Source organism: Streptomyces sp. NBC_01433 (genome assembly GCF_026340105.1).
Lineage (GTDB): Bacteria > Actinomycetota > Actinomycetes > Streptomycetales > Streptomycetaceae > Streptomyces.
In genome coordinates, this window is sequence record NZ_JAPEPM010000001.1 from 3,774,822 (window position 1) to 3,788,374 (window position 13,553).

14 protein-coding genes are annotated in these 13,553 nt (G+C 72.4%); all 14 read left to right on the forward strand.

Features of this window, described 5'->3' with window-relative positions:
- Positions 1–46 precede the first annotated feature (46 nt).
- Complete coding sequence (locus OG413_RS17075) at positions 47–1,348, forward strand: ROK family transcriptional regulator (protein WP_266806504.1); 1,302 nt, start codon at positions 47–49, stop codon at positions 1,346–1,348.
- A 54-nt stretch (positions 1,349–1,402) separates the two neighbouring features.
- Entirely contained in the window at positions 1,403–1,885 is a 483-nt protein-coding gene (locus OG413_RS17080; RefSeq protein WP_266806506.1) for a hypothetical protein, read from the forward strand.
- Between the two features lie 131 nt (positions 1,886–2,016).
- A complete protein-coding gene (locus OG413_RS17085) occupies positions 2,017–3,009 on the forward strand; it encodes a hypothetical protein (protein ID WP_266806508.1) in 993 nt (330 codons plus the stop codon).
- Positions 3,010–3,138: 129 nt separating this feature from the next.
- Positions 3,139–3,903, forward strand: a complete 765-nt coding sequence (locus tag OG413_RS17090) for a GntR family transcriptional regulator (protein ID WP_266806510.1) — start codon at positions 3,139–3,141, stop codon at positions 3,901–3,903.
- Between the two features lie 146 nt (positions 3,904–4,049).
- Positions 4,050–5,174 (forward strand): TIGR03364 family FAD-dependent oxidoreductase, encoded by a 1,125-nt coding sequence (locus tag OG413_RS17095; RefSeq protein WP_266806511.1) that lies wholly within the window; start codon positions 4,050–4,052, stop codon positions 5,172–5,174.
- A 5-nt stretch (positions 5,175–5,179) separates the two neighbouring features.
- Positions 5,180–5,950: a phosphonatase-like hydrolase gene (locus OG413_RS17100; RefSeq protein ID WP_266806513.1), complete on the forward strand. Its 771-nt coding sequence runs from the start codon at positions 5,180–5,182 to the stop codon at positions 5,948–5,950.
- Positions 5,947–7,131 carry an ABC transporter ATP-binding protein gene (locus OG413_RS17105; protein ID WP_266806514.1) on the forward strand — a complete coding sequence of 395 codons (1,185 nt, stop codon included), beginning with the start codon at positions 5,947–5,949 and terminating at the stop codon, positions 7,129–7,131. The genes OG413_RS17100 and OG413_RS17105 overlap by 4 nt, the downstream gene beginning before the upstream one ends.
- Positions 7,132–7,198: 67 nt before the next feature.
- A complete protein-coding gene (locus tag OG413_RS17110) occupies positions 7,199–8,005 on the forward strand; it encodes a 2-aminoethylphosphonate ABC transporter permease subunit (RefSeq protein ID WP_266810204.1) in 807 nt (268 codons plus the stop codon).
- Complete coding sequence (locus tag OG413_RS17115; protein WP_266806516.1) at positions 7,992–8,789, forward strand: ABC transporter permease; 798 nt, start codon at positions 7,992–7,994, stop codon at positions 8,787–8,789. The genes OG413_RS17110 and OG413_RS17115 overlap by 14 nt, the downstream gene beginning before the upstream one ends.
- A gap of 49 nt (positions 8,790–8,838) precedes the next feature.
- Positions 8,839–9,900, forward strand: a complete 1,062-nt coding sequence (locus OG413_RS17120) for a 2-aminoethylphosphonate ABC transporter substrate-binding protein (protein ID WP_266806518.1) — start codon at positions 8,839–8,841, stop codon at positions 9,898–9,900.
- 294 nt (positions 9,901–10,194) lie between these two features.
- A complete protein-coding gene (locus tag OG413_RS17125; protein WP_266806520.1) occupies positions 10,195–10,983 on the forward strand; it encodes an HAD-IIA family hydrolase in 789 nt (262 codons plus the stop codon).
- A gap of 82 nt (positions 10,984–11,065) precedes the next feature.
- Complete coding sequence (locus tag OG413_RS17130; RefSeq protein WP_266806522.1) at positions 11,066–11,632, forward strand: hypothetical protein; 567 nt, start codon at positions 11,066–11,068, stop codon at positions 11,630–11,632.
- Position 11,633: 1 nt separating this feature from the next.
- A complete protein-coding gene (locus OG413_RS17135; protein ID WP_266806524.1) occupies positions 11,634–12,404 on the forward strand; it encodes a class F sortase in 771 nt (256 codons plus the stop codon).
- 93 nt (positions 12,405–12,497) lie between these two features.
- Entirely contained in the window at positions 12,498–13,544 is a 1,047-nt protein-coding gene (locus OG413_RS17140) for a glycoside hydrolase family 6 protein (protein WP_266806526.1), read from the forward strand.
- The last annotated feature ends 9 nt before the right edge of the window (positions 13,545–13,553 follow it).

Here is a 13,553-nt window from a genome sequence, read left to right on the forward strand (position 1 = left end):
TAAGCAACGCTGTTGCCAAAGTGCAAGCGACTGGGACAATGGGGTGGTGAACAGGAGCGATACCAGGAACGACGCCAGGAACGGAGCCGGGGCCAACCTACCGACGCTGCGCCACCACAACGCCGCGCTGGTGCTGGACCTGCTGCGGGCGGCGGGCGGGGACGGCATCAGCCGCCTCGAACTCGCCGAGCGCACCGGGCTCACCCCGCAGGCCGTCAGCAAGATCACCGCCCGGCTGCGGGCGGAGGGCCTCGTCACCGGGGCGGGCCACCGCGCCTCCACGGGCGGCAAGCCCCGCACCCTGCTGCGCCTGGTCCCGGAGGCGGGATTCGCGGTCGGGCTGCACCTGGACCGCGACGAACTGACCGCCGTCCTGGTCGACCTCACCGGCACGGCGGTGGCCGCCCGGAAGGCGCCGCTGGACCTCGGCGCCCCGGCCGAGCAGGTGCTCACGGACGCGGCGGACGCGGTACGGGAGGTGTGCGCGGTACGGGAGGCGCGCACGGTCCGAGGGGCGGAAGCGGTACGGGGAAAGTCGGAAGAGGTACGGGGAAAGTCGGAAGAGGTACGGGGAGGGGCGGACGCGGTACGGGAGACGGGTGCCGTACGGGAGACGGGCGCCGTCGAGCCGGAGCGGCGGGTGCTCGGGGTGGGCGTGGCCCTGCCCGGCCCCCTGGACCACCGCGACGGGGTGCTGCACCGCGTCACGGGGTTCCCGCAGTGGGACGGGTACCCGCTGCGGGACGCCCTGGCCGCGCGGACCGGGCTGCCCGTGGTCGTGGACAAGGACACCAACGCCGCCGCCCTCGGCCTCGCCCTGAGAGCGCCCGACGCGGGCGACTTCGCCTACCTGCACCTGGGGACCGGGCTCGGCGCGGGGCTCGTCCTGGGCGGGGAGCTGCACCGGGGGACACGTACCGGGGCAGGGGAGTTCGGGCACCAGACCCTCCAGCTCGACGGGCCCGTGTGCGGCTGCGGGGGGCGCGGCTGCGTCGAGGTGCTCTGCCTCGCCGCCGAGGCCCGGGGCGACCGGGCGGAGGCCGTACGGGTGCTGGGGACCGGCGCCGCCAATCTGGTCGGGCTGCTCGACATCGACCGGGTGGTGCTGGGCGGGCGCATCGTGGCCGCCGACGAGGACGCGTACGTACGGGGGGTGCGTGCCGTGATCGAGGAGCGCGCCCGGCGCGAGGGGACCGGGCGGCCCGTACCGGTCACCGTCGCCGGGGGAGGCGACCGGCCGGTCGCGGAGGGCGCCGCCCAACTGGTGCTCGCGCCGCTGTTCGGGCGGGTGGGGAGAATGGGTCCGGCGTCCGGCGGCCAGGACCTGTCCGGGACGCGCGACGCATGACGGACGACCGGTCACCGGACCGGTGACCGATGGCCGATGACCGATGGACGGCGTATGACGGACGACGGAAGCGACAGCGGGCCGAGGGGTGGGGTTGTGGGAGTGATCGAGCGGCTGTGGGCGGCCGGGGAGATGCCGTACGGCGACGCGCTGTACCGGCCGGACGACACCGCCCTGGAGGTGCGTGTGGAGGGTCCCGGCGCCTACCACCCGGACGCCGGGCAGCCGATCCCCTTTCGCCTCGGGGAGCCGGTCGACCTGGCGCGGGTCATCGAGGAGGAGGGCATCACCGAGGCGGACCCCTACTTCGAGAGCCCGTTGCCGGACGGATCGGGATGGCTGTCCGGCGGTGGCAGCGGGATGGGCAACGTCGGCTACCTCGCCCGTCTCGACGCCGACCGCTCCTTGCGGTGGGTGGCCGTCATGTGGAGTTCCAACCCCTTCATCGGCGTGCGCCACGAAGGGACGACCGCCGTCTTCACCAACGACTGGTGCAACCTGCTCATCCTCGATCTCGCCGACCCGGCCTTCGCCTGACCGCCACGGGGCCGTACGGGCGACGGCCCGGCATGTCGCCGCCCTACCATCCGCGCGCGCGTGGCAACGTCGCCGTCCACAGCCGGTGGCCCCCGCCCCGGTCGTTCGCGAGCAGCAAAGGGTGTCCCCCTATGCCCCCCAATCCCCCCGCACGGCTGCGCGACGGCCGCGCCTTCACCACCTTCGGACTGGCCGCGGGTCTCGCCGTGCCCGCCGCCCTCCTCGGCGGCACTCCGGCCGCCGCCCAGCCGGTCCCGGCGGCCGTCCCAGTCACCGCGCCCGTCACCGCCCCCGCCGCCGTCCCGGCCTTCGCCGCCGACCAGCAGCCCACCTGCGGCGCGCCGGACGCCAAGGACTTCCCCATCGACACCCGGATCCACGGCGGCCCCGACACCTACGCCTCCGGCGGCGGCTACGGCACCTGGTACCTCGATCTCACCAACACCACCTCCGAGTCGTGCCGCGCCATCCACCCGGTCCTGGTCCTCACCGACCAGGACCGGAAACTGACCGCGGACCAGATCCAGCTGGAGTTCTCCGAGGGCACCGGCCCCGGCACGGAACACCGGGTCACCTGGGAGACCACGGACCGGGACGAGCAGATCGGGGTCTTCGGCGGCGGTGAGTCGGACGAGGCGTTCGTCGGCTTCACCGTCCCCGCCGGACGTACCGTCACCGTCCAGGTCCGGATGGCCTTCACCTCCGACACCCGGCCCGGCAGGGTCACCGCCAACGCCGCCGTCGTCCAGCGCCATACGGGCAAGGTCACCGGCAAGGGCGCGGGCAGGGACAAGGGCGACGGGGGCTGGGTGGGGGAGTCGGAGGACTACCCCTTCCGCATCGTCGAGGGCGACCTCGACGGCGGCGAACCGCGAGACTCCGGCGGGGACGGGGACGGGGACGTGGACGTGGACGCCGACGCGGGCACCGGTACCGGTACGGGTACGGACCCGGAGACCGGCACCGACGCCCCGCTGCGTGACGCCGCCGGGAACCCCCTGCCCGAGCTCGCCCGCACCGGGCAGGACCTGACGGCCTGGGCCGGGATCACCGCCGGTGCGCTGTTCGTCGGCGGGTCGGCCATGGTCGTCCGGGTCCGCCGGCTGCGCCGCGACCAGAGCTGAGGACGTACGGCGCCGCGCCGCGTACCCCCGCGTCCGCAGGTCCGTGCATCCACACATCCGCAGGTCCACAGCCCGCGCCGCGCGCGGTCCGGCACCGAGATGTTCATCTGTGTCTGCCACCATCGGGCCGTGGACTACCTGAACGACCAGGCACCTGGCGCACCGATCCGTTCCGGCATTCCGGAGCACGGCCGTATCCCCAAGTACTACGCCGTCAAGGCTCATATCTCCCTCCTGGTGGACGAGTTGGGCGAGGGCGGCCTGCTGCCCACGGAGCGGGAACTCGCCCTGCGCCACGAGGTGTCGCGCGAGACCGTGCGTCAGGCGCTGCGCGAACTCCTGCTGGAGGGGCGGCTGCGACGGCAGGGCCGGGGCACCGTCGTCGCCGGTCCCAAGCTGGAGCAGCCCCTCTCGCTGGCCAGCTACACCGAGGGCGTCCGCCGCCAGGGACGGCAGCCCGGCCGTCACCTCATCGGCCTCGACCGCTTCCCCTGCCCCGAGGCCATAGCGGCCGAGATCGGGGTCCCGCGCGGCGAACCCGTCTGGCACCTGGAGCGCGTGCTGCTCGCCGACGACGAGCGGGTCGGCCTGGAGAGCACGTACGTCTCCGTCGCCCGCGCCCCGGAACTGGACACGGGGTTCGACCCGGACTCCTCCTTCTACGCCTACCTCCACGACCGGCTCGGGGTCTCCTTCGGGGACGCGGACGAGCGGATCGAGACGGTGCTGGCGACCCCGCGCGAGGCGCTGCTGATCGGTACGCCGCCCGCCCTGCCGATGCTGCTGCTCCACCGGCTCTCGCGGGACACGGACGGCCGCCCCCTGGAGCGGGTGCGGACCCTGTTCCGCGGCGACCGGTTCTCCTTCACCGCCCACCTGGGCCGCCGCGGCTGAACTGCCGCACGCGAGCGGCGATCGACGCGATCGACTCACATCGATAACGGGAACGTAACGGGTCTAGGCCAAGCTTGGGTGGTCGTTCACCGTCCCGTTGCCGTACGGATCCGTGCGGGCCACCCGCTCCGAGGAGCGTTGCCGTTGTGAGAGTCATCGTCGTAGGAGCCGGCGTGGTGGGAACCATGCACGCCTGGCACGCAGTGAACCGCGGCCACGAGGTCGTACAGATCGAGCGCGAGAGTGAGGCACGCGGAGCGTCGCTCCGTAATTTCGGACAGATATGGGTCAGCGGCCGGGCCGGTGGCGAGGAGCTGGAGACCGCGCTCCGCGCCCGTGAGCTGTGGCAGGAGATCGGGGAGCGGGTTCCGGACCTGGGTTTCCGGGCCTGCGGCTCGCTCACCCCCCTCCGCAACGAGCTGGAGACCGCCGTCGCCGAGGCGGCCGTCGCCCGGCCCGACGCGGCGGCCCGCGGCTACAAGCTGCTCACCGCCGCCGAGGCGCGCGCGGTCAACCCCGCCCTGCGCGGCACCTTCACCGCCGCCCTGTGGTGCGAGCGCGACGCGGCCGTCGAGCCGCGCACCGCCCAACTCGCCCTGAAGGAAGCCCTGCTGGCCTCCGGCCGCTATACGTTCCTGGGGGGCCGCGAGGTCCGCGAGGTGGTCGGTACCGCCTCCGTGCGCGACGACCACGGTGACATCCACACCGGTGACGCCGTCATCCTGGCCACCGGCGCCTGGCTCGGCGGCCTCGTCCGCGAGCTGGCCGGACCCGCCCTCCCCGTGCGCCGTGTCCGCCTCCAGATGATGCAGACCGACCCGCTCGGCGAGGCGCTCACCACCTCCGTCGCCGACGCCGACAGCTTCCGCTACTACCCGGCGTACCGGAGCGAGGCGCTGGACGCGCTCAACGCCGGACAGGCCCAGGAGCCGACCGCCGCCGAGCACCGGATGCAGCTGCTGATGGTGCAGCGCCGCGACGGCGGACTGACCATCGGCGACACCCACGAGTACGAGCACCCCTTCGCCTTCGACACGGTCGAGGAGCCCTACGAGCACCTCACCCGGGTCGTCGAGTCCTTCCTCGGCCGCCCGCTGCCGCGCGTCCGGCACCGCTGGGCCGGGGTCTACGCCCAGTGCACCGACACCAGCCGCGTCGTCCACCGCCAGCAGGTGCGCGACGGCGTCTGGCTGGTCACCGGGCCCGGCGGGCGCGGCATGACCTGCTCGCCCGCCATCGCCGAAACGACCGCCAACGAACTGGGCTGGTGAACACGATGACCACGCACAACCCCCAGGGCCCGCAGGCCCCGCAGAACACGCAGACCCCGCAGCGCACGAAGAGCCCCCTGCCCCCCCTGGCCCCCCTGAACCTCGTCGTCCTCGACATGGCCGGCACCACCGTCATCGACGGCGGCCTGGTCGAGCAGGCATTCGCCACCGCCGCCGGGCGCCTCGGCGTGATCCCCGGCTCCGCCGACCACGCGGCCAAGCTCGACTACGTCCGCGCCACCATGGGCGAGTCCAAGATCTCCGTCTTCCGCCACCTCTTCGGCGACGAGGACAAGGCCCAGCAGGCCAACCTCGCCTTCGAGGAGGCGTACGGCGAACTCGTGGACGGCGGCCGTATCGCCCCCGTCCCCGGCGCCCGCGAGGCGATCGAGCGGCTCACGTCCGAGGGCCGGACCGTGGTGCTGTCCACCGGCTTCGCCCGCACCACCCAGGACGCGATCCTCGCCGCCCTCGGCTGGCAGGACCTCGTCGCGCTGACCCTCTGCCCCGCCGACGCGGGCGGCCGCGGCCGCCCCTACCCGGACATGGTCCTCGCCGCGTTCCTGCGCACCGGCGCGGTGGACGACGTCGCGAGCCTCGTCGTCGCGGGGGACACCTCGTACGACATGCTCAGCGGGGTCCGCTCCGGCGCCGGGATCGTCGCGGGTGTCCTCACCGGCGCCCACGACAGGGACCAGCTGACCCGCCACGGAGCCACCCACGTCCTCGGGTCGGTCGCCGAGCTGCCGGACCTGATCGCGCGGGCCGAGGCATGACGGGCGGGGCGGACGCCGTGCGCGGCGGCATCAGGTTCGACCGGGTCAGCGTCGCGTACGGCGGGAACGTCGTCCTCGACCAGCTCGACCTGACCGTTGAACCCGGCGAGGTCATGGCGCTCCTGGGCCCCTCCGGCTCCGGGAAGACCACCGCCCTGCGCGCCGTCGCCGGATTCGTCCGGCCGGCCTCCGGGCGGGTGTACCTCGGCGACCGCGACGTCACCGGGCTGCCCCCGCACAAGCGGGGCATCGGCATGGTCGTCCAGCAGTACGCGCTGTTCCCGCACATGCGGGTCCAGGACAACGTCGCCTTCGGGCTCAAGGCCCGCAAGGCGGCGAAGTCCGAGATCCCCGAGCGGGTCGCCGAGGCCCTCGAACTCGTCGGCATGGCCGCGTACGCCACGCGCTACCCGCGCGAACTGTCCGGCGGCCAGCAGCAGCGCGTCGCCATCGCCCGCGCGCTCGCCATCCGCCCCGATGTCCTGCTGCTCGACGAACCGCTCTCCGCGCTCGACGCGCAGCTCCGCTCCGGCATGCTCACCGAACTGGCGCGGCTGCACCGGGAGTTGCCGGACGTCACCATCCTGTACGTCACCCATGACCAGGTCGAGGCGCTCACCCTCGCCGACCGGATCGCCGTCATGGACCGGGCCCGGCTCCAGGACTGCGGCACCCCGCAGGAGCTGTACCGCCGCCCGCGCACCGAGTTCACCGCCTCGTTCGTCGGCAACGCCAACCTGCTGCCGGTCACCGTCACCGGGACCACCGACCGCGTCGACTTCGCCGGTCACCACCTCGCCGTACCCACCGGCGAGGTCGCGAGCGGCGTCACCGCCACCCTCTGCGTCCGGCCCCACCTGGTCGGTCTCGGCGACGGGCCCAACGCCCTGACCGGGGCCATCACCGAGGTCCAGTGGCGCGGCTCCACCCACCGGCTGTACGTCGACGTCGACGGCCACCGGGTCAAGGCCGACGTGCGCGAACTGCGCGAGACCCCGGCACTCGGCGACAAGGTCACCCTGCACTTCGCCGCCGAGGACGCGGTACTGCTGCCGGTCGGTGCGACGGCCGGACCACGGAACCCTCCGACGGCCGGACCCCGGAACCCTCCGACGGCCGAACCCCAGGACGGCCGTCCGGCGGCCGAGGGCGCGACGATATCCGGAGGGGTCCATGGCTAGCGTCGCCGCACAGGACGTCCGCCGGGGCTCGCCCGGCAGCCGCGTCGTCCGCGAGCGCCGGACGGGCATGCTGTGGGCGCTGCCGCCCGTCATCGTCCTCGCGCTCGTCTTCCTCTACCCGCTGGCCCTCGTGGTCCAGCAGTCCTTCTCCCCCGACGAGGGCGGTACCTCCCTCACCCCGTACGCCGACGTATTCGCCTCCCGGTCCTTCCGCGACGCGCTCACCACCACGGTGTGGCTCGCGGTCGGCTCGACCGTCGGATGCCTCGTCCTCGGTTTCGTGCTCGCGCTGGTCATCGCCTTCGTGCCGTTTCCCGGCGGCAAGGCGGTCGCCAAGTTCATCGACGTGTTCCTCTCCTTCCCGTCGTTCCTGATCACGCTCGCCCTGCTGTTCATCTACGGCAGCGTCGGCATGGCCAACGGCATCTGGACGGATGTCACCGGCACCGCGGACGGCCCCTTCCACTTCCTCACCACGCCCTGGGGCGTCCTGCTCGCCGAGATCACCTTCTTCACGCCCTTCGTGATGCGGCCCCTGCTCGCCGCGTTCTCGCAGATGGACACCGCCCAGCTGGAGGTCGCCTCCTCGCTCGGCGCCGGACCGGCCCGGATCGTGCGGCAGGTGATCCTCCCCGAGGCGCTCCCGGCGCTCGCCGCGGGCGGCAGCCTCGTCCTGGTGATGTGCCTCAACGAATTCGGGATCGTGCTGTTCACCGGGGCGAAGGGCGTCACGACGCTGCCGATGCTCGTCTACGGCAAGGCGATCCTGGAGTCCGACTACCCGGCCGCCTGTGTCGTCGCCGTCGTCAACATCGCGATCTCCGTCGGCCTCTACAGCCTGTATCGGATGGTGAGCCGCCGTGTTGGTGCATAGCCGAACCGGGAAGTGGGCCACCTGGGCCGTCTTCTTCCTGCTCTTCGTCCCGCTCTTCGCGGTGCCGCTGCTGGTCATCGTCGCCGCGTCGTTCACCACGAACTGGTCCGGCGCCTTCCCCTCCGGGCCCACCGCCAAGCACTATGCCGCCGCCACCAGCGGCGACTCCCTCCAGGCGCTCACCACCAGCCTGGTCACCGCCCTCACCGCCAGCCTCCTCGCCCTGCTCATCGGCAGCTGGGCCGCGCTGGCCGCCGCCTCGCTGCGCAAGCGGGGGAAGCGGTTCCTGGACGCACTGTTCATGCTGCCGGTCGCCGTGCCGTCCGTCGTCGTGGGCCTCGCGGTGCTCGTCGCGTTCAGCCGGCCGCCGGTCCTGCTCAACGGAACGCGCTGGATCGTGATCCTCGCGCACACCGTTCTTGTCACTGCGTTTGCCTATCAGTCGGTTTCGGCCGCCATAGTGCGTCTTGACCCGATGTACGAGCAGGCGGCGGCCAGTCTCGGCGCCCGCCCCTCGTACGTCCTGTGGCGGATCAGGCTGCCGCTCCTGCTGCCGTCCCTGACGGCGGCTGCGGGGCTCTGCTTCGCCCTGTCCATGGGCGAGCTGAGCGCCACGATGATGCTCTACCCGCCCGACTGGACACCGCTGCCGGTGCAGATCTTCGCGGCCACCGACCGTGGCTCGCTCTTCACCGGTGCGGCGGTCGCCGTGGTCCTGATGGGGACGACGCTGCTCGTACTGCTCGGCGTCTCCCGCATCCGCACCAGGGCCTCGTACCGCTGATCCGCGGCCCTCCTCGTACGCAACGACTTTTCCCAGGAGAACCACACCCATGCGCAAGCGCCACCTCAAGCCGATCGCCGCCGTATCCGGCGCGCTCGCCCTCGCCGTCACCCTCTCCGCCTGCGGCGGCTCCTCGTCCGCCTCCGACGAGAAGGTCGTCACCGTCTACAGCGCCGACGGCCTCAAGGGCGAGAACGGCGACGGCTGGTACGACAAGGTCTTCAAGGACTTCGAGAAGAAGACCGGCATCAAGGTCAAGTACGTGGAGGGCGGCTCCGGCGAGATGGTGCAGCGCGCCGTCCGCGAGAAGTCCAACACCCAGGCCGATGTGCTCGTCACGCTGCCGCCCTTCATCCAGCAGGCCGACTCCAAGGGGCTGCTGACGGCGTACGCGCCGGCCGGCGCCGACCAGGTCGGCGGCGCCGACAAGGCGGCCGACAACAAGTGGACCTCCGTCGTCAACAACTACTTCGGCTTCATCTACAACAAGAAGGAGCTGAAGACCCCGCCGAAGAGCTGGGAGGAGCTGCTGGACGGAAAGTTCAAGGAGAAGGTCCAGTACTCCACCCCGGGCGTCGCGGGTGACGGCACGGCCGTCCTCATCAAGGCGATGCACGACTTCGGCGGCCAGGAGCCGGCGATGGCGTACCTGAAGAAGCTCCAGTCCAACAACGTCGGCCCGTCCGCCTCCACCGGCAAACTCGCCCCCAAGGTGGACAAGGGCGAACTCCTCGCCGCCAACGGCGACGTCCAGATGAACTTCGCCCAGTCCAAGGACATGCCCAACCTCGGCATCTGGTTCCCGGCGAAGGGCGACGGCAAGCCCACCAGCTTCGCCCTCCCGTACGCGGCGGGTCTGGTCGACAAGGCCCCGCACAGCGCCAACGGCAAGAAGCTGCTCGACTTCATGCTCTCCGAGCAGGCCCAGAAGGACGTCAGCGCGGTCGGCGGCGGATTCGCCGCCCGCAAGGACATCGAGGCGACCGACGCCAACGCCATCGAGCTGACCAAGCTCATGGAGGGCGTGGAGATCTTCGAGCCGGACTGGTCGGACATCGGCGCCAAGCTGGACGGCTACGTGGACGCCTGGAAGTCGGCCACGGGCAGCTGACCGCCGTCCCGCGACACCGGGCACAGTCCGACGGCCCACTGGAGCGGCGCGGACCGGCAGTGGATTGTCACGAAAAGGTAACGGGTCTGGACCCTCACTCAACTCCCTGCCCGCGGGCGGGGAGTTGAGCGCTCCCGCCGACCGTACGGCGGTCCGCGCCCCCGGCCGCGCCCGCCGGGCGGACCGCGGACCGGTACCCCTCTAAAATCGGGTACGTCGGCGCTGCACAACGCGGTGCCGCCGGCGTCCCGGCACCTCGTGTGCACAGCGTACGTACGGCAGGAGTCCCGTCACATGGCAGAGCGCAAGCCGATCGAATCCTGGCTCACCGACATGGACGGGGTCCTCATCCACGAGGGCACGCCGATCCCCGGTGCGGACGCCTTCATCAAGCGGCTGCGGGATTCCGGGCTGCCCTTCCTCGTCCTCACCAACAACTCCATCTACACCGCGCGCGACCTGCACGCCCGGCTGAAGCGCATGGGCCTGGACGTACCGGTGCAGAACATCTGGACCTCCGCCCTGGCCACCGCCCAGTTCCTCGACGACCAGCGCCCCGGCGGTACCGCGTACGTCATCGGCGAGGCGGGGCTCACCACGGCGCTGCACGACATCGGATACGTCCTCACCGACCACGACCCGGACTACGTGGTGCTCGGCGAGACCCGTACGTACAGCTTCGAGGCGCTGACCAAGGCGATCCGGCTGATCAACGGGGGCGCCCGCTTCATCTGCACCAACCCGGACGAGACCGGCCCGTCCGCCGAGGGCCCGCTGCCCGCCACCGGCTCCGTCGCCGCCCTCATCACCAAGGCCACCGGCAAGGACCCGTACTTCGCGGGCAAGCCCAACCCGCTGATGATGCGGACCGGCCTGAACGCCATCGGCGCCCACTCCGAGACCAGCGCCATGATCGGCGACCGGATGGACACCGATGTCCTGGCGGGTCTGGAGGCGGGCATGCAGACCTTCCTGGTCCTCACCGGCCTCACCTCCCTCACCGACATCGACCGCTACCCCTTCCGGCCGTCCACCGTCGTCGACTCCATCGCCGATCTGGTCGACCTCGTCGACCTGCGCTGACACCGGTCCGCCGTCGCCCGACCGGGCGCGTGCGGATGCGGAAAGCGGCCGCACGCGTGAACCTTCCAGAAGGAGGTTCACGATGCGTTCACTGCCCCTCACGTTCTGTGCCGCAGCGGCGGTCGCGGCGATAGCCCTGCCCGCGCCCGTCGCTCTGGCCGCCCACGCCATCCCGGCCGCCCCGGCCGGTAACGACGACCGAGGTTCGGTCTCGGTGACCCCGTCCACGATCGCCCCGGGCGGGGAGGTGGAACTCTGGACCGACGTCTGCGGCAAGGGCAGGTCGGCCAAGGGCAACTCCGACGCCTTCGTCTCGGAGGCCCGCTTCACCCCCGCCGACGGGAAGGGCATCCTCGCCGAGGCCCGGATCCGCTCCGACGCCGAGCCCCGCTCGTACGACGTCTGGGTGACCTGCAAGGACGGCAAGGGCAAGGCCACCGGAAGCCTCACCGTCATGCACCACAGCCGCCCCTCGCCCGTCGCGCCCGTCAGGGCCGGTGGCGGTGGCACCGCGACCCTCGCCGACCAGGCCGCCCAGTCGGACGGACCGGGCACCCGGCACGCGGTGACCGGGCTGGTGCTCGCCGCCGTCGCGGCCGTCGCCGTCGCCTTCCGCAGCGTGCGCCGCCGCCGCCCGGCCGCGGACTGAGGTGTCCGCCTCGGACCGCCCGGCAGGCACCGGGCGGTTGCTCACCGGAGTGGCCTGGGCCGTCCTGCTGCTCGGCCTCTGGCTCTGGGGCCGCGAGGCCGGGGACGGACCCGGCGGCAACTCGGCCCCGACGACCGGCGATGTCGCCGCTGTCGGGCGCCCCCTGGGCGTCCCGCTGCCCCCGGCGCACGACCCGCTCGACGGGGCGCCGCCGCGGAGCGTGGAGATCCCGTCCGTGGGGATCGACGCACCCGTCGTCCCGCGCGGCCTGGACAAGGCGGGGGCGATCGACCCGCCCCCGTTCGAGATGCCGCAGACCGTCGGCTGGTACGGCAGCGGCACCGAGCCCGGCACCAAGGGTGCCGCGCTCTTCGTCGGCCATGTCGACACCGAGACGAAGCCGGCCGTCTTCTACGGGCTCAGCGCCGCCCGCCCGGGGGAGAAGGTCCGGGTGACCAGGACCGACGGCACGATCGCCGAGTTCACCATCGACGACGTCCAGGTCTTCACCCGGGAACGCTTCGACGCGCAGAAGGCGTACGGACCGCGCGAGAACGGCCGGGCGGAGCTCCGGCTGATCACCTGCGGGGGCACGTACGACCACCGGACGCGCTCGTACACGGCGAACGTGGTGGTCTCCGCCTACCTGACCGGTGAGAAGGCCGGGGCGAAGGCCGTCGCGAAGGCCGGGGAAGGGGCCGGGGTGAAGGCCGGGGAAGGGGCCGGGGCGAGGGCCGGAGCGGGCGACCGCGTCCGGCAGGCGGCCTCGTGAGGGCCCGGACCGCTGTGTCAGGATGGATCGGACCGGCAGTACATCGGTGCGGGCAGTGAGAACAGTGCAGGCAGTGCGCCCAAGGGGGAGTGGATGTACGGCAGTTACACCGGCCGGTCCGGGACGGGCGCTCGCGCGCGAACGGGCCTGCGGACCGGTACGGCCGCCGCGGTCGGCGCCGTCCTGCTGCTGGCGGGATGCTCGACGTCCGACGACGGCGACAAGGGCGGCCCGGCGGCCGTCGAGCAGCAGCCCAAGGACAAGGACCCGTTCTGGGTCAACCCCGACGGGAACGCGGCCCGGCAGGTGGCCGACTACACCGAGGACGGCGACAGCGAGAAGGCCGGGCTGATCAAGAGGATCGCGCGGCAGCCGGTCGGCGAGTGGATCGGTACGGACAATCCCGAGGGCGAGGCGAAGGGCTTCACCGAGGCGGCCACGAAGGCCGACCGGGACGCCCTGCTGGTCCTCTACAACATCCCGCACCGCGACTGCGGCCAGTTCTCCAAGGGCGGCGCCGCCGACGGCAACGCGTACCGCGCCTGGCTGGACAGCGTCGCCAAGGGCATCGGCGACCGCCGGGCCACGGTGATCCTGGAGCCCGACGCCCTGCTGCACCTGGTCGACGGCTGCACGCCCCAGCAGTTCCACGAGGAGCGGTACGACCTGCTGAAGGGGGCGGTCCAGCGGCTGAAGCGGCAGCCCGGCACCACGGTCTACGTGGACGCGGGCAACGCGGGCTGGCAGTCCCCCGACGCGCTGTTCCAGCCGCTCCAGCGCGCGGGCGTCGCGGAAGCCGACGGCTTCGCGGTCAACGTCTCCAACTACCAGACGACTGCCGCCAGCACCGACTTCGGCAAGCGGCTCTCGGCGAAGGTCGGCAACAAGCCGTTCGTCATCGACACCAGCCGCAACGGCAACGGCCCCTACGGCGGCGGCGACCCCGCGGAGAGCTGGTGCAACCCGCCGGGCCGCGCGCTGGGCGAGCCCCCGACCACACGGACCGGCGACGACCTGGTCGACGCCTACCTCTGGATCAAGCGGCCGGGGGAGTCGGACGGCGACTGCAAGGGGGGCCCGAAGGCGGGGGCCTGGTGGCCGGAGTACGCCTTGGGCCTGGCCCGTAACTCAAGCCCGTAACCAAGGCCC

What these genes read in the sequence shown, in the direction of transcription:
- OG413_RS17080 (WP_266806506.1), top strand. Translation starts at nt 1,403, where the DNA reads ATGACGGACGACGGAAGCGACAGCGGGCCGAGGGGTGGGGTTGTGGGA.
- OG413_RS17125 (WP_266806520.1), top strand. Translation starts at nt 10,195, where the DNA reads ATGGCAGAGCGCAAGCCGATCGAATCCTGGCTCACCGACATGGACGGG.
- OG413_RS17105 (WP_266806514.1), top strand. Translation starts at nt 5,947, where the DNA reads ATGACGGGCGGGGCGGACGCCGTGCGCGGCGGCATCAGGTTCGACCGG.
- OG413_RS17110 (WP_266810204.1), top strand. Translation starts at nt 7,199, where the DNA reads ATGCTGTGGGCGCTGCCGCCCGTCATCGTCCTCGCGCTCGTCTTCCTC.
- OG413_RS17130 (WP_266806522.1), top strand. Translation starts at nt 11,066, where the DNA reads ATGCGTTCACTGCCCCTCACGTTCTGTGCCGCAGCGGCGGTCGCGGCG.
- OG413_RS17100 (WP_266806513.1), top strand. Translation starts at nt 5,180, where the DNA reads ATGACCACGCACAACCCCCAGGGCCCGCAGGCCCCGCAGAACACGCAG.
- OG413_RS17120 (WP_266806518.1), top strand. Translation starts at nt 8,839, where the DNA reads ATGCGCAAGCGCCACCTCAAGCCGATCGCCGCCGTATCCGGCGCGCTC.
- OG413_RS17085 (WP_266806508.1), top strand. Translation starts at nt 2,017, where the DNA reads ATGCCCCCCAATCCCCCCGCACGGCTGCGCGACGGCCGCGCCTTCACC.
- OG413_RS17140 (WP_266806526.1), top strand. Translation starts at nt 12,498, where the DNA reads ATGTACGGCAGTTACACCGGCCGGTCCGGGACGGGCGCTCGCGCGCGA.